This window comes from Micromonospora sp. NPDC049089, from assembly GCF_040648775.1.
GTDB lineage: Bacteria > Actinomycetota > Actinomycetes > Mycobacteriales > Micromonosporaceae > Micromonospora.
In genome coordinates this window covers 1-23,777 of record NZ_JBEZEH010000059.1, presented here as the reverse complement: position 1 = coordinate 23,777, position 23,777 = coordinate 1, and the positions used below count along the sequence as shown (strand labels likewise).

Sequence of the window (23,777 nt, the reverse complement as noted above, 5' to 3'; positions counted from 1 at the left end):
AGGTTCCCATCAGACGGCGAGACGCACCGGGCCGCCGCGCACCGCGGCGGTCAGCGCGTCGATGACGCGGTCCTGGTCGGCGTCGCTGAGCCCCGGGTACAGCGGCAGCGACAGCTGCTGGGAGTAGAACGACTCGGCCACCGGGCAGGATCCGCGCCGGTAGCCCAGGTCGGCGAAGGCCGGGTGCCAGTGCACCGGGATGTAGTTGACCTGGACGCCGATGCCGGCGGCGCGCATCCGGTCGTACACCTCGCGGCGACGTCCGTCGAGCACCCGGATCGGGTAGAGGTGCCAGGCCGGGTCGGCCCACGACCTGCGGCTTGGCGGCAGCACGCCGTCCAGGTCGGCCAGCGCCTTGTCGTAGCGGGCGACCAGGGCGCTGCGGCGGGCCGTGAACTCGCCGAGCCGACGTAGTTGGCTGCGGCCCAGGGCGCAGAGCACGTCCGGCAGCCGGTAGTTCAGCCCGAACTCGTGCACCTCCTGGTGCCAGCCGCCCTCGTCCGGGAACCGCAGGTCGTCGCGGTCGCGGACCACGCCGACGCCACGGAACCGGCGGGCCCGCTTCAGGATCTCCGGGTCCAGTGCCGCGACGGCGCCACCCTCGGCGGTGGTCAGGTTCTTCGTGGGAAAGAACGAGAACGTGGTGAGGTCGGCGAGCGAACCGACCGGCCGACCGTGGTACGTACCGCCGATGGAGTGCGCCGCGTCGGCGAGCAGCAGCGCGTCGCTGCCCCCGATCGACGTGCGCAGCGCGTCGTAGTCGGCGGGGTGTCCGGCGTAGTCGACGGCGGCGACGACCTTCGTGTGCGAGGTGACCGCGGCGGCGGCCGCCGCCGGGTCGAGGCAGAACGTCTCGTCGTCGACGTCGGCGAACACGATCTTCGCGCCGAGGGCGACCGCGCTGCTGGCGGTCGCCACGAACGTCATCGGCGGGACGACCACCTCGTCGCCCGGCCCCACCCCGGCCGCCGCGTACGCCACGTGCAGCGCCGCGGTGCCGTTGGAGACGGCGGCGACGCCGACTCCGCCGGTCCACCGGGCGAGGTCGGCCTCGAAGGCGTCGACCTGCGGACCGGTGGTGAGCCAGTCGCCGCGCAGCACGTCGGCGACGGCGGCGACGTCGTCCTCGCTGATCGACTGCCGGCCGTACGGGAGCATCCCCGTCATCCGTTGATGCCGAGCATGTCGCGCAACTGCTCGACGCTGAGCCACTCGTCGTTGGTGTCCGACTGGTAGGCGAAGCCGTCCGGCACCGGGTCGCAGTCGATCGGCGCCTGGTAGCCCCACGTGGCGATGGTCGGTTGGACGATGAACCGGCCGTCGGCGCGCAGGGTCCGCCGGCTGTCGTCGGGCGCGATCATCTCCTCGTGCAGCTTCTCGCCCGGCCGGATCCCGATCTCGTGGGTGGTGGCGTCCGGGGCGACGGCCTCGACCAGGTCGAGGATGCGCATGCTCGGGATGCGCGGTACGAACAGCTCGCCGCCCTGCATCTGGTCGAACGAGTCCATGACGAACTGCACGGCCTGGTCCAGAGTGATCCAGAAGCGGGTCATCCGCTTGTCGGTGATCGGCAGGCTCTTGCCCTCGGCGGCCAGCCGGCGGAACAGCGGGACCACCGAGCCGCGGCTGCCCACCACGTTGCCGTAGCGCACCACCGAGAACCGGGTGGGGTGCTGGGCGGCGTAGTGGTTGGCCGAGACGAACAGCTTGTCGCCGACCAGCTTCGTCGCGCCGTACAGGTTGATCGGGCTGGACGCCTTGTCGGTGGAGAGCGCGATGACCTTCTTGACGCCGGCCTCGATCGCCGCGTCGACGACGTGCTGCGAGCCGGTGATGTTGGTGGCGATGTACTCCGAGGGGTTGTACTCCGCGGTGTCCACCTGCTTCAGCGCGGCGGCGTGCACCACGTGGTCGACGCCGTGCATGGCCCGGGTGAGGCGGTGCCGGTCCCGGATGTCGCCGATGAACCAGCGCAGCCGCGGGTCGTCGCCGAGCTGCTGGCGCAGCTCGTACTGCTTGAGCTCGTCGCGGGAGAACACCACCACGCGGGCGGGGTCGGCCTCGTTGAGGATGTGCCGGAGGAACGTCCTGCCGAAGGAACCAGTTCCCCCGGTGATCAGAATGGACGATCCATTCAACTCACTCAATGTGGTGCTCCCGTGTTCGTGGATGAACGAGCGGCAGTGGGCCGGCCGACCGGGGTGACACGCTAGCCATGGCGGGTTAACTTCCCGGCGCTCGCGGGTGAACCACAACCTCTGCTCCCGTGAATGCCGAACACCGCGCAGGCGAACACTTCCGACCGCCCCGGATGTGGGCTGACCTGGCCGGATCGGGCCGTTACAGTGACCGCGCGAACGACCCGGCGGCCCGGCGCGCAGCCGGGGTCAGGCGTTCACCCGACATCCACACCGGCTCGGTGCGAGCGGGCCACCCCGAGCGTCTCCGACGCCGGGCGGTGGGCACGTCGAATCCGCGCGGGGCCGGTACGGCCGGCAATTCTGGAGGCGTTCATGGCACCCGGTAGTGACGTGATCGAACGGCCGGTGGTGGCGGCCGGGACGCCGAGCGGCCCGCCCGCCCGACGGTGGCTGGTGCCGCTGCTGCTGGTCGTCGGTTGGGTGCTCAGCGTGGCCTGGCGCATGTGGTGGTCCCGGCACATCGTGCTGCCCATCGCGCACACCGACGAGGACAGCTACCTGAACACCGCCCGCGCGTTGGCCGGCGGTCCGGGGGGCTTCAGCAGCGAGAACGACCTGCTGCGCCGGGTCGGCTACCCGATGCTGATCTCGCCGGCGTTCCTCGGGGACCGGGACTTCACCGACAGCTACCGGCTCGTCCAGCTGATCAACGCGATGGTGAACTCGACGCTGCTGCCGCTGGCGTACCTGTTCGGTCGTCGTCTGTTTCAGCTGCGCCGCTCGTACGCGCTGCTCGGCGCGGTCGCGGCGGCGACCCTGCCGGCCGCCGCCTTCTACGCGGGCGTCGCCATGATCGACGCGGTGATGGCGCCGCTCGTGGTCGCCTGGCTGCTCGCCGTGCACCGCTGGATCACCCGGCCCGGCCCTTTCGCCGCCGCCACGGTGGGCCTGCTCGTCGGCGGGTTCCACCTGCTGCACTCCCGCGGCCTGGTGATCGTGGCCGTGCACGCCGGGCTGGTCCTGCTGCTGTTCGTCCGCCGCCGGATCAGCCCGCCCGTCGTGCTCGCGGCGCTGCTGCCGGTGCTCGCCATGGCGCTCGTCAACGAGGCCGCCATCCGCTACCTCGGCGGCAAGGTCTACCTGCTCGGCAGCACTCCCGGCGGCAGCACGCTCGACGCGATCGCCTCCGCCCAGGGCGTGGTCCGGGTGAGCGCCGCGGTCACCACCCAGCTCTGGTACCTCGTGGTGATCACGTTCGGACTGGCCGGGGTGGCCTGGGCCGGGGCAGTCCGCGAGCTGTGGCGTCCGCGGCACGGCGACGCGGCCCGCTGGACGATGGGCGTGGCACTGGTGGTGACCGTCGGGGTGGCCGGCGGCGCGTCGGTGATCCTGTCCGGCATCACCGGCAAGCCGCTGGACGCGATCTACGGCCGGTACGTGCAGATGCTCGCGCCGTTCTGGCTGCTGGTCGGCGTGGGGGTGCTGTTCACCGCCGGCTGGCGGGTGGTGCTGCGCCGGATGGCGGTCGCGGTGGCGTTGCTGGTCGGTGGCGGCGCGCTGATCGCGGCCCGACTCGCGTACGTGGCCAGCCAGGGCCACCAGCTGCGCTACGGCGGTTTCAGCGCGCCGGACCTGGTGGCGTTGACCGCTGGCTGGCGGGAGTTGCGACCGGTGGTCGGGTCGCTCGTCGGCATCGCCGGCTGTGTGCTGCTCGTCGCCGCGGCCCGGGTGCCCCGCCTGCGGCTGCCGATCCTCGGCGCCCTCGTGGTGGTCAACCTCGTCACGATGCAGGTGATCGACCAACGGATCGTCCGACCGGCCGCCGAGAGCACCGCCCCGACGCCCCGGGTGGCCGACGTCGGCGTACGCCCCGGCGAGCGGGTGTGGGCCTCGACCGGCGTGCACTACGTCCTGCGGTTCAACCTCAGCCACCAGGTGACCTGGACCGACGTCCGGTGGTTCGGCGACAAGCAGCCGCCGGCAGCGGCGCAGGTCGTGTTCGCCCGCTGGGCACCCGGGCAGCCCGACGACTGGGAAGGGGCGGCCTACGGCTTCGTGCGACTCGGCGGTAACCCGGCGCAGCACTGGGCCGCCTGGCGGCGCGTCTGACCCACCGCGCCCGGTGGACACCGCTATTCGTGAACGGCGGATGTCCACCGGGAGCACTGTCGGTTAATGGTTCCCGTCCATTTCGGAAAATGGTCCGCCCATCAGCGCTGGCGGCGGTCCGCCCGAGCGAGGGAAATCGGGACGACGGTAATTTCCCGGCCGTCGGACAGCTCCTGTCGCGGTGTGCCCTCGACGAATCGGAAACGTCGGTTCATCTGTCGTACGACGGTATTGTGGCCGAGGACCTCGCCGTCGAGTCGATCCAGGTGCAGCCCGTCGAAGGCGTACTCGACGGCCTCCCGCATGACCCCCAGCCAGGCCGGCAGCGTCTCGCCCCTGGCGTCCAGGCCGTCGGCGTCGAGATAGAAGCCCCACGCGCCGGTCCGCGGGCCGTCCAACCGCAGGTGGGAGAAGGTGACCACACCGCAGGGCCGGTCGTCGCGGACGTACACCAGCACCCGCCGGGACGGGTCGTCGCGGACCGCCGACCACCAGCGGGCATGCTCGGGGGCGGTGATCTCGTGGCTGGTCTTGCTGACCTGTCGGTTGGTTTCCTGATTACGCCAGGACAACATCAGATGAACGTCGTCCGCCGTCGCTTCGCGCAGCACGTGCGTCTCGCTTTCCTAGCCGTTCACGTCGGGTCCCGGCACCTTACCTGGGCCTACCGGGAAATCAGATATGCATTCGTTGGGTTGTAGACTGCGGCGCATGAACGAATTGAGTCGCGCGCAGATTCGCGACCTCATGGCTCAGGTGCTGAAGAATCAGGACAAGGAGCTGCCCGCTGACGACGCGGCGCAGTTGCGGGAGATCGGCTTCCGGTCGCTCGACTTCTCCGAGCTGGCCCTGCGGGTCGAGGACGAGACGGGGGAGGAGCTCAACTTCGACGCCCCCGGGCTGCGTCGCATCGCCACCGTCGGGGATGTCCTCGACTTCCTCGTCGAGCTTCAACACCAGTGACCGTCGCGACGTCGCGCCACCTGACCCCCGCCAGCCCGGAGCCAGCCGGTGTCGACAACCGGCTCGTCGTCGGTGGCGCCACGCTGGCCTGGCGTTCGCTGCCGACGCCCACACTGCCCGACCCGGCGGCGGTGCTCGCCCGCTCGGCCGTGCACGCGCTCACCGCGGCGCGGCAGCACGCCGTGCACGGCACCGAGTTGCTGCTCAGCACCGCGAGTCGGGTCGACGCGGTGATGCGCACCGAGCTGCTGGAGGCCGGGTTCACCGTCGGCGTCCTCGACGACGACGGCGTGCACCCGAGCGCGCCGGCCCGGCCGCGAGCCGCCGAGCCGGGCCGACTCTGGCTGCTGACCTCGGGCTCCACCGGGCGTCCGAAGCGGGTCGGGCACACCCTCGACACGCTGACCACAGTGCGGGCCGACCAGCCCGACCGGACCTGGCTCTGCCCGTACGCCCCGGGCACGTACGCCTGGTGGCAGGTCGTCACCCTGTCGCTGACCCAGCCCGGCCAGCACCTGGTGGTGGTCGAGCCCGACGAGTTGGACGACTGGCCCACCGTCGCGGCCACCCACGGGGTGGACGCGGCCTCCGGCACCCCGACCTTCTGGCGGCGCACCCTCTACCGCGACGCCGAGGCCCTCGCCCGGGTGCCGCTGCGCCAGATCACCCTCGGCGGGGAACCGGTGGACCAGGCGATCCTGGACCAGCTGCGGGAGCTCTTCCCGACGGCCCGGATCTCCTGGATCTACGCGTCCTCCGAGGTGGGGGCGTCCATTGTGGTGCACGACGGGCGGGCCGGGTTCCCGGTCGACTGGCTGGGCCGGGAAACCCCGGGCCGGCCGACGCTCTCCGTCCACGACGACGAACTGGTGGTCACCTCCCCGTACCACGGGGCCGGTCTCGCCGGCCCGATCCGCACCGGGGACCGGGTGCAGGTGCTCGACGGCCGTGTGCTGATCACCGGCCGACTCGACTCCGACGAGATCAACGTCGGTGGTAGCAAGGTCTCCGCCGGTGTGGTCCGCGGTGTGCTCGCCGGTCATCCGGCGGTGGCCTGGGCCCGGGTGACCGGCCGCCGCGCCCCGGTGCTCGGGCGGATGGTGGTCGCCGAGGTGGTCCTCGGTCCGTCCTCCGTGGACACCGACGAGGCCGCGCTGGTCCGCTGGTGTGCCGACCGGCTCCCCGAGCACGCGGTGCCACGCCGCATTCGCGTCCTGACCGACATTCCCGTCAAGGAGACCCTGAAGAGCGATGTCTGAGCCAGCCGACAACCAGCTCGTCCCGCCCAGCTCCGTGGTCCTCGTCTCCGGCGGTTCCCGTGGCCTGGGCCTGGCCATCGTCACCGACCTGCTCGACGCGGGCGTACGCGTGGCCGCGTTCGCCCGCACCATCACCCCGGAGTTGGAGAAGCTCGCCGCCGAGCACCCCGACCGGGTGCACGTGGGCTCGGTGGACGTCACCGACCTGCACGCCGCGCAGAGCTTCGTCCGCGAGGTGGAGCAGCACCTCGGCCCGATCGACGGCATCGTCAACAACGCCGCCATGGGGCAGGACTCGCTGCACGCGCACACCGCCACCGACGACATCGCCCGGATCATCGAGACCAACCTGACGGCCCCGCTGCAGCTGACCCGACTGGTGATCCGCCGGATGCTCGCCAAGGGGTTGCGCGGGCGGATCGTCAACATCACCTCGATCTGCGGGCAGCGCGGTTTCCCGGGTCTCGTCGCGTACTCGGCCACCAAGGGCGGCATGGACGCGGCCACCCGCTCGCTCGCCCGCGAACTCGGCGGCCGGATGCTGGTCAACTCGGTCGCGCCCGGGTTCTTCGCCTCGGAGATGTCCGCCGTGCTCGGTCCGACCCAGCTCGACCAGATCGTGCGCCGCACCCCGACCGGCCACCTGACCGAGCCGGTGGAGGTCACCCCGGTCGTGCGGATGCTGCTCCGGGAGCACACCAACATCAACGGCCAGGTCATCGTGGTGGACGGTGCCGCCGCCATCTGACCTGCGGTCGGTTCCCCTGCCTGTGCAACCGGCGCGGCGGATCGACCGTACCGGGCCGGCCCAGTCGTCGGGGACGGGCGGCGGGGCCACGCCGCGTCCGGTGCCCGGGCTGCTCGCTGCCGCCGAGCAGCATCTGCGCATCGGTGCCCCCGCCGACCTGGCCGACGCGGTTACCCGTAGCCACCTCGACGACGGCCGTTGCGTCGGCTGGTACGGCCCGCAGACGCCCGGTTGGCGGGTGGCCATCGACGCGGAGCGCACCGACGCCCCGGTGCCGCCGGCGCTGGCCCGCCGGTTCGGCGCCGGTGACTTCTGGGCCCGGTGGACCCGCGCCGAGTGCTGCTGCAAGCTGGCCGACGTGCCGGTGGCGGCCTGGTGGCGGCGTCACGGCCTGGGTGCGCCGGCCGACGGCTCGGCGGTCTGGCGGACCCTCCGCCTGGCCGACCTGGTGGTCACCGTCGGCTTCGCCTCCAACGGCCGAGGTGCCGCCACCAACGGCCCACCCCGCTAAACCCGCCCCGCCCCGCCCCCACCCCGCGCCCACCCCACTCCGTCGATCATGGAGTTGTGGTGCCTCACAAAGCAGGCACCGGGGGTCTTAACGACCACCACAAGTCCATGATCGACGCGGGCGGGCCGGGCCGGGCCGCGTACGGGTGGGGTGGGGTTGGGGGTTAGATCTGGTTCCAGCTCAGGGGGGTGCCGCGGGGGACGTCGGTGGTGAAGGTGCGACCCAGGACCCGGTCGATCTCCACGGGGGCCAGCCCACCGGCCGGCCGGATCGAGCGGACGTTGTGCGCCGTCACCGGATCGCCGGCCCGGACGTCCTCGACCACGAAGAGCGACCGGCGGAACCGGAGCCCTTCCCGCTCCGCGGGGGTCGGTCCGATCGCGGTGCCACCCAGCGCCTCGAACGCGCGGCCGGACTCGGCGACCAGGGCCGTGAGCTCCGCGGGGTTCAGGGAGAAGTCCGAGTCCACACCGCCGTCTGCCCGGTCCAGCGTCACGTGCTTCTCGATGAAGCAGGCACCGAGCGCCACCGAGGCGACCGCCACTCCGATGCCGGGGGTGTGGTCGGAGAGCCCGACCGGCACGTCGAACGCGCCGGCCAGCACCGGCAACCGGCGCAGGTTGCTGTCGGCCGGCGGGGCCGGGTAGGACGCGGTGCAGGCCAGCAGGACGATGCCAGCCGCGCCGCCGGCCCGGGCGGTGCGCACGGCGGCGTCGATCTCGGCGACCGTCGCCATTCCGGTGGAGATCACCATCGGTTTGCCGGTGCTGGCCACCAGCCGGATCAGCGGCAGGTCGACAAGCTCCGACGAGGCGATCTTGTACGCGGGCGCGTCCAGCGACTCCAACAGCTCCACGGCGGTCGCGTCGAACGGCGACGAGAAGACGGTCAGGCCACGCTCCCGGGCCCGTTCGAAGATCGGGGCGTGCCACTCGTACGGGGTGTGCGCGCGTTCGTAGAGGCGGTACAGGTTCTCCCCGCCCCACAGTTCGTGCCCGCTGGAGATTCGAAAGGCAGGGGTGTCGACGTCGATGGTGATCGTGTCCGGCCGGTACGTCTGAAGCTTGAGCGCGTGCGCCCCGCTCGCTGCCACCGCGTCGACGATGGCCAGCGCCCGGAACAGATCGCCGTTGTGGTTGCCGGACATCTCGGCGACCACGAACGGTCGCTCCCCGGCACCGACCGCGTGCGGTCCGATCTTGATTGTCGCTGTCATTCCGACCTCTGCTCAGGTACGCCCGCACCGGGGTGCGGTGGTGCTGTCGTCGTCCACCCGGCGGGCGGACGACCTGGAAAATCAGGACGCCGGGAGCAACCCCGGCTCCCGGCGTGCTCAGCGGTGGGGGCGATCACGGCAGCCGGCCGCCGGCCAGCGCGTCGCGCCGCTCCGGCGCGAGCCCACCGTCGCGCGTCGACCCCGCGCTCGCCCCTCGCCCCGGGTCCTCGTCGGCGGCGAGCGAACCACCCCCGGCGCCGCCCACCGGGCCGGATCGACGCAGGCGACCAGCGACCCGGTGGGCCTGGCGCAGCGCCGAGTACGCCACCCAGTCACCCCGCCCGACGAGGCGGTGCTTGAGCCCGGTCGCGCCCGGGGGCAGCGGGTAGCCGCCGGTGGGCAGGTAGCGACGGTAGTGCGCGGCGGCCCGGTGGAAGAAGCCGCGCCGCAGGTGTGGGTGCAGCCGGCCATCGTTGCCCACCACCACCAGGTAGTGGCTGATCATCAGCTCGAACAGCTCGGCCTGCAACCGCTCGTCCGGGTGCTTCCGGGCGACCCAGTCCATCAGTCGCTCGTACTGGGCGAAGGCGTCGAAGTGCCGGCCGCTGCGGGTGGAGGTGATCGCGCCCTGGCGGCCCTGGCGGTACAGGTAGCAGACCCGGTCCAGCACGGAGATCTTCTCGGCCCCGATCAGCAGGGGGTGGCTGAACGGGATGTCCTCGTACCAGCCGGGGAAGAACCGCAGCTCCAGCTCGTCCATGAAGTCCCGGCGGACCACCTTGTTCCAGGCGGTGTGCTGCACCCGCAGCAGTTGCGGCCGGTCGGCCAACCGGGTCACGCCGGTGATCCCGCGCAGCAGCGGGCTGCTCGCGTCGATTTCCCGCCGGCCGTCCTCGTGCACCCGCAGGTGGTCGAGCATCAGCACGTCGGGCTGGTGCTGGCGCAGCCGGTCCAGCACCGCGGCGATCGTGCCCGGTGGCAACCAGTCGTCGCTGTCGACGAACCAGACGTACCGGCCGTTGGCCACGTCGAGCCCGGCGTTGCGGGCCAGCCCCAGACCCACGTTGCTGCTCAGGTGCACGACGCGCACGCCGTCGCGGCTGACCGCGTACGAGCGGAGCATGTCGCCGCAGCCGTCCGGGGAGGCGTCGTCGACGGCGATCAGCTCGACCGCGTCCGACTCGCCCGCCGGGATGTCGGCACGGATCGACTCGAGGCACTGGTACAGGTACGCCTCGACGCCGTACACGGGCACGACGATGCTCAGCAGCGGTGCGTGCGTCGGCTCATTGACCACGTCCGCCACCTTCGACGACCCGGGTGGCCGGGCCCGGAACCTGACGTTGCCGCCGATGGTGGACTCTCTGAACTCCCGCCCAGCGGGAGGTTAACGCCGAGCCGGTGGGCGGTTTCCAGCCCGGGGAGCGGGGGCTCGTGGGGCGGGTGGGATGCGTCCGGTTCACCCGGGAGTGACCCGGTAGGGTGCCTCGGTGCGGCCCTGCCGGGTCGTCGTGGGCGTCGCCGTCGCGCCGTCCGACGCCGCGCCGAGGAGGCTACGACAGTGCTGGTGACCCTGCCGAGCGCCGGGATCCCGGCATGACGAGCGTCGCCGCGACGTCGGCCGCCCGGCCCGCACCGGCCCCGCCCCGGCTGCCCTCGCTGACCGGGCTGCGGTGGATCGCCGCTCTGCTGGTCTTCGGCTTCCACGCCGGCACCATGCGGATCATCGCCGAGCCGGACTACAAGGCCGTCATCGACGCGCTGTTCACCCTCGGTCTCTCCGGGGTGCAGTTCTTCTTCATCCTCAGCGGTTTCGTGCTGGTCTGGTCGGCCCGCGAGGGCGACTCGCGGCGTACGTTCTGGCGGCGACGGATCGCCAAGATCTACCCGAATCACCTGGTGCTGTTCGTGGCGACGCTGGTGGTCGCCTGGTGGTTCGCCGACCCGGTCCTGCCGGCGGCGGCGTTGGAGAACCTGCTGCTGTTGCAGGCGTGGGATCCCCGGCCGGGCTGGTTCTACAGCATCAACACCGTCAGCTGGTCGCTGTCCTGCGAGTTCTTCTTCTACCTCTGCCTGCCGCTGGCGCTGCCGCTGCTGCGCCGGGCCCGGCCGAAGCTGCTCTGGGCGCTGATCGTCGCGCTGCCGCTGCTGATCCTCGCGCTCTGGCCGGCACAGGAGTTGGTGCCGGAGGTGAGCCGTTGGTGGTTCACCCAGATCTTCCCGCCGGTGCGGTCGCTGGAGTTCTGGTTGGGCGCGGTGGCGGCCGAGTTGATGCGCCGAGGGCTCTGGCGCGGTCCCAAACTGACAGTGGCAAGCGGAATCTTCCTGGTCACCTGGGTGGTGGCCGCGCAGTGGATCCGCGCCGAGCTGTGGACCACGCTGCTCGCGGTCGCGTACCTGTTGGTGATCACCGCTGCCGCGGACGCGGACGTGCGGGGTCGGCGCTCGCCGTGGCGGTCCCGGCCGCTGGTCTGGCTCGGTGAGGTCTCGTTCGCCTTCTACCTGGTGCACGTGCTGGTGATGACGAGCGTGCTGCGGTGGAGCGGAACCTGGGGGATCGGCTTCGGAGGCTGGCGTGGCCCGGCCGTGGTGCTCGGTTTCCTGGCGGCGAACCTGATCCTCGCCGGGTTGCTGCACCGCTTCGTCGAAACCCCGATGATGCGCCGGCTCGCGCCGCGCCGCGCGGCCCGTCCAGCGCCCGTCCCGCGACAACGCGCGGCCGGCGACGACGACGCGCGAGACTCCGCGAGCATCGCCCGCGGCGAGGTCGACGGACCCGCTGGCGAGGTCGGTCAGGCCGGCGGTCGATCACCGTACGCCGACCTGCGCTGACGGCGTCCACCCTGGTCAAAGGGGTCGGCGCGGCGTGATCCGACACGCCCGTGGTCGATGCGCCCGGGTCGGCGCGAGGCGTAGCGTGGGGACGTGCTTCCGGTCGCGTTCACCTGTCCGCTGTGGTGGGTGGCGCGCTGGGCGACTCGGGTGCTGACCAGCCTCGCCGTCGTCGCGGCCCTGGCGCTCGGCGCAGGCCCGGCCACGGCCGCCACGTCGACGCCCGGCTCGGGGCCCACGTCGAGCGTGGTGCCGACCACTGTCGCCGGTGCCGACGCCATCGGGTCGGGGGCACACGACGCGGCCCGTCCGGCCCCGGCGAAGGCCGCCGAGGAGTCGGTCCCGACCTGGTCGGTCGACTCGCCGGTGGCGCTCCCCGGCGATCAGAACACCATCGCGGCCGGCGTGCTGCCGGCCAGGGCGGCCGAATCTGACCGGCTGCCCCTCGTCGACAGTGCGAGCGGTCGGGCTTCCCGGGCCCCACCCGGGCGCTGAGCCACCGGGACGACCGTCCCGCCGCCGCGCCCTGTCGACCCACCCGCTCCCTGACCCGCCGACCCGTGGCCCGCCGTGGCCCGCTGGTCGGCGCGGCTTTCCATCGCACTGCTCTCTCCCCGAGGTGCCGACCATGGAGACCGTCGTCTTCTACCAGTTCGTGACCGAGGTGCCGCGGGCCGCCGCCATCTGGTCGACGCTGTTCCTGCTGACCCTGGGCCTGCTCACCGTGCTGGCCGCCCGCCCCGAACGGGCCCGGCCGACCGGCGACCCGGTCCCGGCCGGGCCCACCGCCCAGGAGTTGGCCGCCGCCGAGGCCGTCGACAGGCGCCGCTACGCCGAGGAGGTGGCCGTTGCCGCGGCCCGCGCGGCCACCACCGCCAAGCGGCGGCGTGCCGCCTGGCTGACCGCTCAGGAACAGCTGGAGCAGGCCTGGATCGGGTACGACGAGGCGGACGCCGCCGCGCGTCGCTTCGCTGGCGCGGGGGCACTGCCCACCCCGCAGACCCCGCACACCCCCGCCGAGTACGCCGCCCGGGAACGCTATCTGCACCGGGCGGCGATGGCGGCGTACTGGCGGGGCGACCTGACCATGGCGCAGCTCGGCGACGTGTTCGGGCACCGGCGCGGCTGGGATCCCCGGCGACACCCGGTCGAGCAGGAGGTGCTGATCAGCCGGGTGATCCGGGATGCGCGGTCGACCGATTACCAGGTGGCCGCCGACCGTGAGCGGGTCGCCTGGCGCGACGCGGAATTGGCCGCCGAGTCGGCTCGTGCCCTCGCCGAGGAGGCGTACGCGGCGGCGGCCCGGCTCCGCCCGACCCTGGTCCCCGCGCGCCGCACGGTCGCCGGGGCGTTGCGTCCCGCCGTCGTGGCACTGTGGCGCCCGGCCCGGGTGGGTTGAGCCCAATCCGTTATGTGAGGCCGGTCACCCGATCGAGAAATCGGACGTCCGACGCGATCGACGGGATTGTTCCCACGATTGTGGCCGCGTTCTTTGCGGCCTGTCCGGTTGTCGCCCGTAGGCGTCGCCGTAACTGGTTGTCCCATCGAGTCACATCATCGGCATTACGCGCAGAAATTGTGGCGCCAATTGGGGTTTACGCAGGTGAACCTGGCTTGGCAGGGCGTTGAGACGCCAGTAGTGTCGTCCCGTCCGGTGCGGTAACCGATCGCAAGACGCGACGCCGCATCGACCCGCTTAATCGTGATCAACGAACCGGGGACCCACCAGTAAGTCCGGGGTGAATCCGCGAGCCACGGCCCGCGGTAGGGCGTCTTCCCGCCCGAATCCGTCAGCTAACCCGGTAGGCGGTGTCGGAAGGAGTCCCATCCTCGTGCAGCACCTTTCCACCCCTCGGTTGTTCCCTCGCCTCCACGGCGCGGCGGTGCACCCGCTCATTCGTCGCGTGACGGTGAGCTGACCCCCGGGTCATCGCCTTTCCCGCCCGGCCGATCCGGGCGTTCCCCTGAGCGGTTCACACCCGCGGACCACTGTCCGCGCGCTGGCGCCTGCCCGGATACCGGTCCGGCCCCGGTGTGCCGCTCTCCCCCCGATCCGTGGAGGACCCCGTGAAGCACACCCTGCAGCGCCAGCTCCGTCGCCTCGCCACCGAGCGCCCGTACCAGATCGTCGCCGCCTCCGCCGCAGCCCTCGCGATCGCCACCACCACCGGCGCCCTGCTCACCACTGCCGACGACGCCCCGGCCGGCCAGCGCACCGCGACCACCGTCGCCGAGATGCGCAGCGACGTCGCCGCCTCCCGCAGTGAGGCTCGGGACGCGTCCCCCTCGGCCAGCGCCGCGCCGACCACGGCCGCCCCGGCCACCAGCGCCGCGTCGCCCGCCGCCAAGGCCAAGAGCAACCCCGACCTCACCCGTAAGCCGACGCCGCCGAAGCCCCCCGCGACGAAGGTGCTCGACTACGACTACGAGGCGCAGAACACCTACTACAACTGCGGCCCGGCGGCCACCCGGAACGCGCTCAGCGCCGCCGGCATCGACCGCACCCAGGAAGAGCTCGGCGCCGAACTGGGCACCACCGAGATGGGAACCAACTCGGCCGAGGACACCACCCGGGTGCTCAACGCCGAGGTGAAGGGCTCCCCGTACCGGACCCGGATGTTCCCCGGCACGCCCAGCCCGGCCCAGATGGACCGGCTCCAGGCCGACGTGGTGAAGGCCGTCACCGACGGCCGGGGCGTGGTGGCCAACGTCGTCGGGGACGCCGTCGACACCGACGGCGGGTGGCACTCCTACGGCGGTGGGCACTACATCGCCGTGGTGGGCTACAAGGACAACGGTCGCACCGTGCGGATCGCCGACTCGGCGAACCCGGCCGACCCGTCGTACTGGATCACCACGATCGACCTGGCCAACTGGATCACCAGCCGGGGCTACTCCGCCTGACCCGGGCACCTGACCGCCGCGGGCGCCGTCTCCCACAAGGGGCCGGCGCCCGCGGCGTTTGTCCGCCCGGCCCGCCATCGACGGCCCTCGTACCCGACCGTGAACCGTGGGAGACTGCGGCCGTGGTGGATGAAACGGGTGGTCACACCGGCCGCGGGCCGGTCCTGCTGCTGCTGCACGGGATGGGAACGACCGGGGACGTGTGGTTGCCCTGGGCCCCGTACCTTGAGCAGCACTGGCCCGGGCGGTGGCTGGCACCGGACCTCGCCGGCCACGGCTGGGCGTCGCCGCTGCCGTCGTACTCCTTCGCGGGCTTCGCTCAGCAGATCGCGCGGGCCCTCGTCCCCGACGACCGGCTGGTCGTGCTCGGGCACTCGCTGGGTGGGGTGGTCGGCCTGGCGCTGGCCGCCCGCGACGCCGGAACGCCGGTGGACGCCGTGGTCGGGCTGGGCATCAAGGCACTCTGGTCACCCGCCGAGCTGACCCGCGCCGCCGAGCTCGCCGCCCGACCGGTGAGCTGGTTCGCCACCCGCACCGAGGCGGCTCGCCGCTACCTGCGGGTCGCCGGGCTCACCGGTCTGGTCCCGCCGGACCACCCGGTGGTGGAAGCCGGGCTGCGCCAGGTCGACGGCCGGTGGCGCCTCGCCATGGACCCGGCCGCCTTCGCCGTCGGCGAGCCCGATCTGGCCGCGCTGCTGGCGGCGACCGACGTGCCGGTGGTGCTGGCGCGCGGGGAGAACGACCCGATGGTCACCGACGAACAGCTCAAGGAGTACGGCGTACCGGTCGCCACGCTGCCCGGTCTCGGACACAACGCGCACGTGGAGGACCCGGCGGCGGTGCTGGCGCTGCTGGATCCTTACCGCTGAGCGGCTATGCCGGTGCGGTCGCGGTGAGCGCCTCGGCCGGTGCCAGCTCCCGGCGGGCGGCGGCCAGGAACGCCTCGGCGTACGACTCGGCCGGGAAGTCACCCAGGTAGCGGCGGCGGGTGGCCCAGCGGGCCTCGGCCAGCGGGTCGGTGTCCAGCAGTGCGGTCAGCACGTCGTCCACGTTGGACATGTCCCGACGCAGCACGTAACCCGACCCGGCCAGCGGGAACCGCTCCACGAACCGGTCGCCCTCGTCGCCCATGTCGGTGACCGCGTACGGCTTGCCGGAGTAGAGGAAGTCCGAGATCACTCCGGACACGTCGGAGACCAGCGCGTCGGCGGAGTTGACGCACTCGGTCAGGCTCAGCTCCCGAGCCGCCGCGCCGACCACGTGCTGGCGGCCGGTGCGGGCCCGGTCGGCGACGAGCAGTTCGGTCAGGCGGCCCAGTTGCCGGGCCGATGCCGGGTTCTGCGTGGTGTACGGGTGGGCTCGCAGGATCACCGTCGCGCCGCGTTCCAACAGTCGACGCAGCAGGCTTTCGGCCACCGGTAGCGAGCAGTAGTCGGCGTCGGCGTGGTGCCCGGTCCAGGTCGGCGTGTAGAGCACCGTCGGGTGCGCCAACCCTCTTGCGGGCTCCGGGCGCACCTCGATCGACTCGACCTGTGGACGACCCACCACCACGAACTTGTCGGCCGGGATCTGCACTCCGGCGCGGGCGTACCTGTCGATCGCCGCCTGCCCGGCCACGAAGATCCGGTCGAAGATCCCCGACACCGGGTTGGCGCTCGGCGCCTTGTCGCTGTCGCCGTGGTGCAGCTGGATGTGGGTGAGCTGGGTGAAGCGGACGCAGTGGCTGTTCTTCGCACCGTGGTTGACGTAGAACGCCGCCCGTAGGCTCGGCACCAACGCCTGGTCCATCGCCCCCAGGGTGGGGCAGTAGACCACCGGCGCGTCGGTGGCCGCCGCGATCGGGGCCAGGAACTCCGGCTCACGCAGCACGACCAGGAACGGTCGGCCGATCCGTTGCAGGTACGGCAGCCACATGGTGACCTGGTATTCCGAGCCCGGAGGCGCGGAGAAGTAGAGCAGGAACTCCGGCTGGTGCCGGCGCAGCGCGGCGGCCACCGGCCCGCCACCGGCGCGTGGCCTAAACCGTCGCCGGGCCAGGTCCAGCGCGACCGCACCGGCGCCCGCCCCGACCAGCAGGCTGGCGGCCAGGGCCACACCGGCCGGCAGGGCGAGCGCGGCGGCGAGCGCCAGGGCGGCGAGCAGCCCGAGCAGGGCCGTGCCGAGCCGGTCGGCGATCAGCGGCGTCCAGGCGCGTACCGGCAGGTTGGCCGTCCGGATCTCCAGACCGCCGGCGGTGCGCAGCGGCCCCACCAGCAGCACCAGACCCAGCAGGACCAGCCCGGTGGCGACCAGCGCGAGGTTGAGCCCGTCGTCCAGCCGCCGGGAGTAACCGACCAGGATCGCCGCGGCGATCAACGCGGTCTCCGCCACCAGGTCGGCGCCGGGCCGGATCCGCTGCTCGGCGGCCGAGGCGGCCAGCGCGGCGACTGCCAACGCCAGCCCCCAGCCGGTGGCGCCGGTCAAAGCCAGCACGACGAAGGCCAGCACGGCCAACCCGGTGGTCAGGCACCGGGCGGCCAGCTTTCGGACCAGGTCGCCGCGCATGTCGCTCCGTTCGTGGTTCCGCAGCCGTCGGCGTCAGTTGGCGGACGTCGCGCCGGCCGGTGCCTCGACCCGACCCGGCCCGGACTGCGCCGGCACGCTCGGCGTGGGCCCGTCACCGGGTGCCCGGCGTACGTCGATCACCTGACCGGTCAGGTCGGAGATCAGCACGTCCAGCGACGACTGGGCGACGGCCTCAGCGGCGAGCAGGGTGTGCTCCGGCTCCTCGCCGAAGGCCCGCGTCCGCATCGGGGTGGCGGTGCGCTCCGGGTTGATGCAGTTGACGCGGACGCCCATGTCGGCCCACTCGTCGGCGAGCGCCTGGGTGAGGTTGACCAGGGCGGCCTTGGTGGCCGAGTAGAGCGCGTAGCGGGCCCGGCCCCGGGTGTAGGAGCTGGAGGTGTAGAGCAGCAACTGGCCCTTGGTCTGCTGGAGGTACGGGAGGGCCTGGCGGGCGATGGTCACCGGGCCGACGAAGTTGACCTGGAGCAGCCGGTCCATGGTCTCCTCGTCCATCTCGGCGAGGGCGCCCTTCTCCAGGATGCCGGCGGTGACCACCACGTGGTCGATCCGGCCGGTGGCCTGGAAGGCGGTCGTCAGCGCGGCCTCGACGTCCTCGGCCCGCTCCACGTGAGTGCCCGTGCTGGAACGGCTGAACGGGAAGACCTGGGCGCCGTAGCGACGGGCCAGCTCGGTCAACTCGTGGCCGATGCCGTAGCTGCCGCCGAACACCACGATGGTCCGGCCGGTCAGCTCCTCGCTGTAGCTGCGGTGGTCGGTCAGCCGGGGGGCCTGCGCGGCGGCGAGCTGGAAGAGCTTGTCCGCGAGGTGCACGTCGACCGGGTGGGTGACCTTGATGTTCTCGTCCGAACCGTCGATCACCTTGATCGGGGTGCCGGGAAGGTAGCGCAGCACCACGCCGCAGTCGTCGGTGGCGGCGAAGTCCGGGTCGTCCTCGGCGATCTGGTACGCCGCCCGGATCGTGGGGGAGCGGAACGCCTGCGGGGTCTGACCACGGCGCAGCCGGGAGCGCACCGGGATGTCGGTGATGCAGTCGTTCTCGTCGACCTGGATGATCGTGTCCGCGGAGGGGATGGCCACGTCCACGGCGTCGTAGCTCCAGAGCGCGTTGACGCACTCGCGCACGATCCGGCCGCTGAGCAGCGGGCGTACCGCGTCGTGGAAGAGGATGTTGCAGTCTTCCGGGCCGACCGCGTCCAGGGCGATCCGGGTGGTGGCGTTGCGGGTGTCACCGCCCTCGATCACCTTGGTGACCTTGCGCAGGCCGGCCTTCTCGACGATCTGCTGGGCGTCCTCGACGTGGCCGGTGGCCATCAGCACGATGATCTCGTCGATCTCCGGTGCCGCCTCGAAGACCGTCAGGGTGTGCTCGATGATCGGCTTACCGGCGATCTTCAGCAGCTGCTTCGGGATGCCGAGGCCCAGCCGGGTCCCGGTGCCGCCGGCCAGAACCACCGCCACTGTCCGCGAGGGCCGCCACGGCGTCGGGGTTCCCGCTTCGGCGTCCGGGCCAGGGGTCTGGTCCTGCGTCATTGCCGGATCCTCACTCTCAGATGCGTTAACGGAAGGTTCCGCCCGAGCGGCGACGGAATGAACCTTAACGCGCGGACCGCGTCGCCCCAACGCGGGCGACGCGGTCCTCAGGCGCCGTGTCGATGCCGGACGTTCGCCGGAACTCTACTTGCTGTTCGCGTACGCCTCGTACGCCCGGATGACCTCGTCGGTGGGGCCGTCCATCCGGATGACACCCGATTCCAGCCAGATCGTCCGTTCGCAGGTGTCCCGGACGGAGGAGAGCTGGTGGCTGACCAGGAACACCGTCCCCGCGCCCTCCCGCAGCTCCCGCACCCGCTGCTCGCTGCGCTTGCGGAAGCCCTTGTCGCCGGTGGCGAGCGCCTCGTCGATGAGCAGCACGTCGTGCTTCTTGGCGGCGGCGATGGAGAACCGCAGCCGGGCCGCCATGCCCGACGAGTACGTCCGCATCGGCAGGCTGGCGAAGTCACCCCGCTCGTTGATCCCGGAGAAGTCGATGATCCCCGCGGCCTGCTTGGCCACGTCGTCGGGGTGCATGCCCATGGCCAGGCACCCGAGAACGACGTTGCGCTCCCCGGAGAGGTCGTTGAGCAGGGCGGCGTTGACGCCCAGCAGCGACGGCTGACCCTGGGTGTGGATGGCGCCCCGGTTCACCGGCAGCAGGCCGGCGATGGCCCGCAGGATGGTGGACTTGCCGGAGCCGTTGCTGCCGATCAGCCCGATCGCCTCACCCCGGTACGCGGTGAACGAGATGCCCTTGACCGCGTGCACCTCCCGGACGTTCGGCGCGTGGGTGCGCTTGACCAGCCGGCGCAGCGCGGCAACCGGCGTGGTGCCACCGGCGGCGCCCTGGTGCACCCGGTAGATGATGTGCGCGTCGTCCACGACCACTGTCGGGATGCGCTCCTGGGTCCGGGTCATCGTCGCGCTCGCCTCGATGGGGGCGTCGAAGTGCTCAACCACGGCCGTACTCCTGTTCGCCGCGCCAGAAGTAGATGAAACCGCCGATGCCGGCCACCAGCGCCCAACCGGCGCCGACCAGCCAGAGCTGGGTCAGCGACTCGTTGAGCAGCGGTGCCTCCTCGAGCAGGGCGTAGCGCGCCAGCTCGATGTAGACGAGCAGCGGGTTGTACTGCACGAGGGTCGTCGCCCAGCCGGGCAGCCGGTCGAAGAGGCTGACGCTGTAGAGGACGCCGGAGCCGTACATCCAGGTCCGCATGATGAACGGCATGACCTGCTTCAGGTCGCTCGACTTGGAGCCCAGCCGGGCGACCAGCAGCACGACGCCGGCGTTGAACACCGCCTGCAGCAGCAGGGCCGGCACCAGCAGCAACCACTCCCAGGTGAGCGGTTCGCCGGTGGCGAGCACGATGCCGACCAGGACCACCATCGAGGCCAGCAGTTGCTGGAACTGGGTGATCGTGGTGGACAGCGGCAGGCTGGCCCGGGGGAAGTGCAGCGCCCGGATCAGCCCCAGGTTGCTACTGATCGACTGGGTGCCGGCCAGGACCGCGCTCTGGGTGAAGTTGAAGATGAACAACCCGGTGGTCAGGTAGGCGATGAAGTTCGGGATGCTGTTTTGTGCGAGCACCACCCCGAAGATCAGGTAGTAGACCGCCGCGTTGGTCAGCGGGGTGAGCACCTGCCAGAGCTGACCGAGCTTGGCGTTGCTGTACGAGGCGACGAGCTTGGCATTGGCGTACGCGGCGATGAAGTGCCGGTAGGCCCAGAGTCGGCGGCTGTACTCGACGAGGCTGGGACGCTCACCGGCGACCCGTAGCCCGTGCCGAGCGGCCAGCTGCGCCTGGGTCAGGCCCGTGTCGGGGTCGACCAGCGCGGTGGTGGCCATGGAAATGGCGCTCCGATCTTTCGTGCAGACGGGGGTTGCTCGCGACGATCGAATCCTAGTGGGAAATGTGCGCGGGGCGCCGCCTCGTCGCTGCGTGGACAGTAGTCCGAAACACGTCGGGACGCAACCGTACCGTCGTTGCGCTACGCTGTCCGGCGTGACCTGCGATAAGAGCCCTCGATGACCACCGAGAAGAGGCGGGCGCCGGCCGGCGCGGCGGTGCTGCGCGACGAGATCACCACGGCGATCCGGCGGGCGCTGATGCAGGAGCTCGCCGCGGTCGGCTACGGCCGGCTCTCCATCGAGGCGGTGGCCCGGCGGGCCGGCGTCAGCAAGACGGCAATCTACCGACGGTGGAGCTCGAAGCTCGACCTGGTGCTGGAGGTCGTCGCCGCCGCGGCGCATGGCAAGCTCCCCGCACTCGACACCGGCACGCTGCGCGGTGACCTCGCGCTGCTGTTCCAGGTGGTGGCGCATGCGCTGCGCCACCCACTGGCGTCGCAGATCATTCCGGATCTCCTGGCGGAGGCCGCCCGCAACCCCAGCATCGACGCGACCCTGCGTCAGGTGCTGCACGCCCGGCAGCAGGAGATCGGCGGTCAGCTGGTCACCCGTGCCGTGCAGCGTGGCGAGCTGCCCGCCGGCACCGAGTTGGACGCCGCGATCGACCTCATCGTCGGGCCGCTCTACTGGCGGCTCGCCATCGCCCGCCTCCCACTCACCGACGACTACCTCGACAACCTCGTCGAATCCGTGGCGGCCGGGCTCGGCGCCGACAGCGTGCTGCCCCGCCCCCGGGCGGCCCCGATGGCGGGTTGACCGCCCTCCGACACCCGGTCGCCGGCAGCACCGGTCTCCCTGCCCGATTCCGCTACGCTGCCCCCTTGACACCCGGCCGTCACCGTGCCGATGCCCCTCATCCGCCTGACGAGTAAGGACGCCCGTGGCCAACGTCGACAGCATCGCCGTAGCGCCCGCCGAACCGGATCCGACGCCGCGGCCCGGGCAGGCATCCCGGCCCGCCGCCGCCCAAGGCGGGCTGTCCCGGGTACGCGCGCTGGTGGCCGTCGCCCCGGCGGTGCTCACCGACGGCGCGGTGATCGCGTTCGCGCTCTTCACCGTGCTCTATCACCTGGCTTTCCTGGGTGACCTGCGTCCGTCGGTCACCTTCCGGATCTGGCTGGTGGCCTGTGTCGTGCTCGCGGTCGTGGCCGTGCTGCGCGCCCGCCGCCGTGCCCCGGCCGGCAGCACCCCGGCCGACAGCGCCCCGGCCGACAGCGTGCCGGCGGCACAGGAAGAGCCCGCAAGCGCGCGGCCCGCCGCCGACCGTCGCCTGCTCATCGGTGTGCTGGTCGCCGCCGCCGTGGCCGCCGTCTCCGCCGGTCTGGCCAACACCAGCGTCAACGTCTCCTGGTGGATCCCGGCCGTGTCCGGCCTGCTCGCGGCCGTCGGCGGGCTGCTGCTGGTGCGCCAGGCCTGGCTGAACGGCCCGACGCCCACCCCTGCCGCCCCGGCACCCACCCCGGCGCAGTCGGCGTACGCGCTGGTCGTCTCGGTCCTGGTCGGCATCTCGTCGTTCTTCATGGCTCGCAACACCCCGGACGACGTCTACTACGTCGGCAAGTCGGTGTGGATCGCCGAGCGTGACCTGATCCCGCTCAACGACTTCCTGTTCTCCGAGAACGTGCTGCCGTCGATGGGCTCGCAGCCGCCCATCCCGTCGATCGAGGTGTTCGACGGCGCGTTCGCCAACGTCATCGGCATCCACGCCAGCTCGGCTCTCTGGTTCGTGCTGCTGCCGATCATGGCGGTGCTCGCGGTGCTGGCGCTGTGGCGGCTGACGCACCGGTGGGCCCCGCGCCGTCCGGTGCTCGCCTTCACCGTGGCGATCGCGTACCTCTACCTCGTCGCGGGCGGGGACGCCGCACTGGGCACGTTCCACCTTCCCCGGCTGCACGAGGGCAAGGGCATGTTCGTCTCGGCGGTCATCCCGCTGATGTGGCTCTACCTGACCGAGTGGTTCGACAACCGGTCGCGGCGCAGCCTGCTGCTCATCGTGGCGCTCTCGATCACCGCGATCGGGCTCACCAACACCGCGGCGATCATCCTGCCGATGCTGGTCGGCGCCGCCGGGTTCGCCATGCTGCTGGTCGGTCGGTGGAAGGCGGCCGTGGTCGCGGCGGTCGCCGCCCTCGCGTACCCGATCGGCTCGCTGGTGGTCTCCCGCCTGGTGCTCGGCGGGATGAGCGCGACCGGCGCGGACGACGCCTTCTTCGACGCGGCGTACACCTACCGGCGAACCCTGCTGTTCGGTGTGGTCGGGGTCATCAGCGGTCTGGCGCTGTGGTGCGGCGCGTTGCTCGCCCGTCGGCGTACGCCGGCCCTGCTCGTCGCCGGCGCCGCCCTCGCGCTGAGCGTGTTGTTCGTGCCCGGTGTGCTGGAGTTGCTGAGCGCGTTGAGCGGCATCTCGGTGGTGCTCTGGCGCGTGCCGTGGCTGCTCGCCCTGCCGACGCTGATCGGTCTGCTCTGTACCGTGCGCGTGCCGGCACCGACTCCGGCGCTGCGCCGGGCGGCGTCCGGGGGGATCGCGGTGCTGCTGGTCGCCTCGTTCGCGTTGTTCGCCACCCCGATGTGGTCGCCGAAGAGTTGGGTCGACGTGCACGACCGCCCCACCTGGAAGCTTCCGCAGCAGCGTCAGGCGATCGCATTCTGGATCAAGGGCCTGGACCGTCCGCAGGGCCTGCTGCTCGCCCCGAAGACGATCATGCGCACCACGCCGATCGTCACCAGCGAGGTCCGGGTTGTCCTGCCCCGTGACTTCTACCTCGTCGAGTACGACCTCAACTCCCAGTTCGCGAAGGACCGACTGCTGCTCGCCGGCTTCGCGGACGGCGCCGACAGCCCGACGGCGGCCGAGTTGACGCCGGCACTGGACCGCCTCGACGTGGGCACCATCTGCGTCTACAACGGCAACCGGTACGCCCGCGAAACCGTGCCGCAGCTGGGCTACCAGGAGTTCGCCAAGCGCAAGGCGCCCGGTGCGATGACCTGCTTCCGGCGGATCGGCTGAGCGCTTCACCCGCGCCGAGCGCCCCACCCCGTCCGGGGGTCCGGCGCGCCCCCGGTCGGACCATTGGCCCAAAATGTTGC

21 protein-coding genes and 1 riboswitch are annotated in these 23,777 nt (G+C 71.9%); of the genes, 12 read left to right on the top strand and 9 right to left on the bottom strand.

All coding sequences use genetic code 11. From position 1 onward, the window contains the following. Positions 1-9: 9 nt before the first annotated feature. Together AB0B48_RS13000 and pseB are read right to left on the bottom strand one after the other, a co-directional pair. Complete coding sequence (locus AB0B48_RS13000; protein WP_357200107.1) at positions 10-1,167, bottom strand: aminotransferase class I/II-fold pyridoxal phosphate-dependent enzyme; 1,158 nt, start codon at positions 1,165-1,167, stop codon at positions 10-12. Continuing rightward, complete coding sequence (gene pseB, locus AB0B48_RS12995; protein WP_357200104.1) at positions 1,164-2,147, bottom strand: UDP-N-acetylglucosamine 4,6-dehydratase (inverting); 984 nt, start codon at positions 2,145-2,147, stop codon at positions 1,164-1,166. Before pseB ends, AB0B48_RS13000 begins: the two co-directional genes overlap by 4 nt. 366 nt (positions 2,148-2,513) lie before the next feature. Between pseB and AB0B48_RS12990 the strand changes: the two genes are divergently transcribed. Then, positions 2,514-4,250, top strand: a complete 1,737-nt coding sequence (locus AB0B48_RS12990; protein WP_357200101.1) for a hypothetical protein — start codon at positions 2,514-2,516, stop codon at positions 4,248-4,250. A gap of 101 nt (positions 4,251-4,351) precedes the next feature. Here AB0B48_RS12990 and AB0B48_RS12985 read toward each other — a convergent pair whose 3' ends face one another. Further along, positions 4,352-4,861 (bottom strand): GNAT family N-acetyltransferase, encoded by a 510-nt coding sequence (locus AB0B48_RS12985; protein ID WP_357200098.1) that lies wholly within the window; start codon positions 4,859-4,861, stop codon positions 4,352-4,354. A 100-nt stretch (positions 4,862-4,961) separates the two neighbouring features. On the opposite strand from AB0B48_RS12985, the gene AB0B48_RS12980 reads away from it, so the two are divergent. The 4 genes from AB0B48_RS12980 to AB0B48_RS12965 all read left to right on the top strand — a co-directional run bounded on the left by AB0B48_RS12980 (position 4,962) and on the right by AB0B48_RS12965 (position 7,731). Further along, positions 4,962-5,213: an acyl carrier protein gene (locus AB0B48_RS12980; RefSeq protein ID WP_091401397.1), complete on the top strand. Its 252-nt coding sequence runs from the start codon at positions 4,962-4,964 to the stop codon at positions 5,211-5,213. Further along, positions 5,210-6,472, top strand: a complete 1,263-nt coding sequence (locus AB0B48_RS12975; RefSeq protein WP_357200095.1) for an AMP-binding protein — start codon at positions 5,210-5,212, stop codon at positions 6,470-6,472. The genes AB0B48_RS12980 and AB0B48_RS12975 overlap by 4 nt, the downstream gene beginning before the upstream one ends. Further along, the gene (locus AB0B48_RS12970) at positions 6,465-7,220 is read left to right on the top strand and encodes an SDR family NAD(P)-dependent oxidoreductase (RefSeq protein ID WP_357200092.1); all 756 of its coding nucleotides are present in this window, start codon (positions 6,465-6,467) and stop codon (positions 7,218-7,220) included. The genes AB0B48_RS12975 and AB0B48_RS12970 overlap by 8 nt, the downstream gene beginning before the upstream one ends. A 100-nt stretch (positions 7,221-7,320) precedes the next feature. Continuing rightward, complete coding sequence (locus AB0B48_RS12965; RefSeq protein ID WP_357200089.1) at positions 7,321-7,731, top strand: hypothetical protein; 411 nt, start codon at positions 7,321-7,323, stop codon at positions 7,729-7,731. Between the two features lie 163 nt (positions 7,732-7,894). Here the strand turns inward: AB0B48_RS12965 and pseI are convergent, their stop codons facing one another. Both pseI and AB0B48_RS12955 read right to left on the bottom strand, forming a co-directional pair. Continuing rightward, complete coding sequence (pseI, locus tag AB0B48_RS12960) at positions 7,895-8,947, bottom strand: pseudaminic acid synthase (protein WP_357200086.1); 1,053 nt, start codon at positions 8,945-8,947, stop codon at positions 7,895-7,897. Positions 8,948-9,080: 133 nt separating this feature from the next. Beyond that, the gene (locus AB0B48_RS12955; RefSeq protein WP_357200083.1) at positions 9,081-10,244 is read right to left on the bottom strand and encodes a glycosyltransferase; all 1,164 of its coding nucleotides are present in this window, start codon (positions 10,242-10,244) and stop codon (positions 9,081-9,083) included. A 299-nt stretch (positions 10,245-10,543) separates the two neighbouring features. Between AB0B48_RS12955 and AB0B48_RS12950 the strand changes: the two genes are divergently transcribed. The 5 genes from AB0B48_RS12950 to AB0B48_RS12930 all read left to right on the top strand — a co-directional run bounded on the left by AB0B48_RS12950 (position 10,544) and on the right by AB0B48_RS12930 (position 15,552). Further along, positions 10,544-11,779, top strand: coding sequence for an acyltransferase (locus AB0B48_RS12950; protein ID WP_357200080.1), 1,236 nt, complete (start codon positions 10,544-10,546; stop codon positions 11,777-11,779). Positions 11,780-11,872: 93 nt separating this feature from the next. After that, a complete protein-coding gene (locus AB0B48_RS12945; RefSeq protein WP_357200077.1) occupies positions 11,873-12,274 on the top strand; it encodes a hypothetical protein in 402 nt (133 codons plus the stop codon). 133 nt (positions 12,275-12,407) lie between these two features. Next, the gene (locus AB0B48_RS12940) at positions 12,408-13,178 is read left to right on the top strand and encodes a hypothetical protein (RefSeq protein ID WP_357200074.1); all 771 of its coding nucleotides are present in this window, start codon (positions 12,408-12,410) and stop codon (positions 13,176-13,178) included. A gap of 284 nt (positions 13,179-13,462) precedes the next feature. Continuing rightward, positions 13,463-13,603, top strand: a riboswitch (cyclic di-AMP (ydaO/yuaA leader). A gap of 231 nt (positions 13,604-13,834) precedes the next feature. Next, positions 13,835-14,683, top strand: a complete 849-nt coding sequence (locus AB0B48_RS12935) for a C39 family peptidase (protein ID WP_355007105.1) — start codon at positions 13,835-13,837, stop codon at positions 14,681-14,683. A 122-nt stretch (positions 14,684-14,805) separates the two neighbouring features. Then, positions 14,806-15,552, top strand: a complete 747-nt coding sequence (locus AB0B48_RS12930) for an alpha/beta fold hydrolase (RefSeq protein ID WP_357200071.1) — start codon at positions 14,806-14,808, stop codon at positions 15,550-15,552. A 4-nt stretch (positions 15,553-15,556) separates the two neighbouring features. Here AB0B48_RS12930 and AB0B48_RS12925 read toward each other — a convergent pair whose 3' ends face one another. The 4 genes from AB0B48_RS12925 to AB0B48_RS12910 form a co-directional block, all read right to left on the bottom strand. Next, positions 15,557-17,227 (bottom strand): CDP-glycerol glycerophosphotransferase family protein, encoded by a 1,671-nt coding sequence (locus tag AB0B48_RS12925; RefSeq protein ID WP_357200068.1) that lies wholly within the window; start codon positions 17,225-17,227, stop codon positions 15,557-15,559. Positions 17,228-17,260: 33 nt separating this feature from the next. Then, positions 17,261-18,778, bottom strand: coding sequence for a bifunctional cytidylyltransferase/SDR family oxidoreductase (locus tag AB0B48_RS12920; protein ID WP_357200065.1), 1,518 nt, complete (start codon positions 18,776-18,778; stop codon positions 17,261-17,263). A gap of 144 nt (positions 18,779-18,922) precedes the next feature. Continuing rightward, the gene (locus AB0B48_RS12915) at positions 18,923-19,699 is read right to left on the bottom strand and encodes an ABC transporter ATP-binding protein (protein WP_036412239.1); all 777 of its coding nucleotides are present in this window, start codon (positions 19,697-19,699) and stop codon (positions 18,923-18,925) included. Between the two features lie 34 nt (positions 19,700-19,733). Continuing rightward, entirely contained in the window at positions 19,734-20,627 is an 894-nt protein-coding gene (locus AB0B48_RS12910) for an ABC transporter permease (RefSeq protein ID WP_357200062.1), read from the bottom strand. A gap of 180 nt (positions 20,628-20,807) precedes the next feature. Here AB0B48_RS12910 and AB0B48_RS12905 point away from each other — a divergent pair, with 180 nt between their 5' ends. Both AB0B48_RS12905 and AB0B48_RS12900 read left to right on the top strand, forming a co-directional pair. Next, entirely contained in the window at positions 20,808-21,446 is a 639-nt protein-coding gene (locus AB0B48_RS12905; protein ID WP_357200059.1) for a TetR/AcrR family transcriptional regulator, read from the top strand. A 124-nt stretch (positions 21,447-21,570) separates the two neighbouring features. Next, complete coding sequence (locus AB0B48_RS12900) at positions 21,571-23,697, top strand: DUF6077 domain-containing protein (RefSeq protein WP_357200056.1); 2,127 nt, start codon at positions 21,571-21,573, stop codon at positions 23,695-23,697. Positions 23,698-23,777 lie beyond the last annotated feature (80 nt).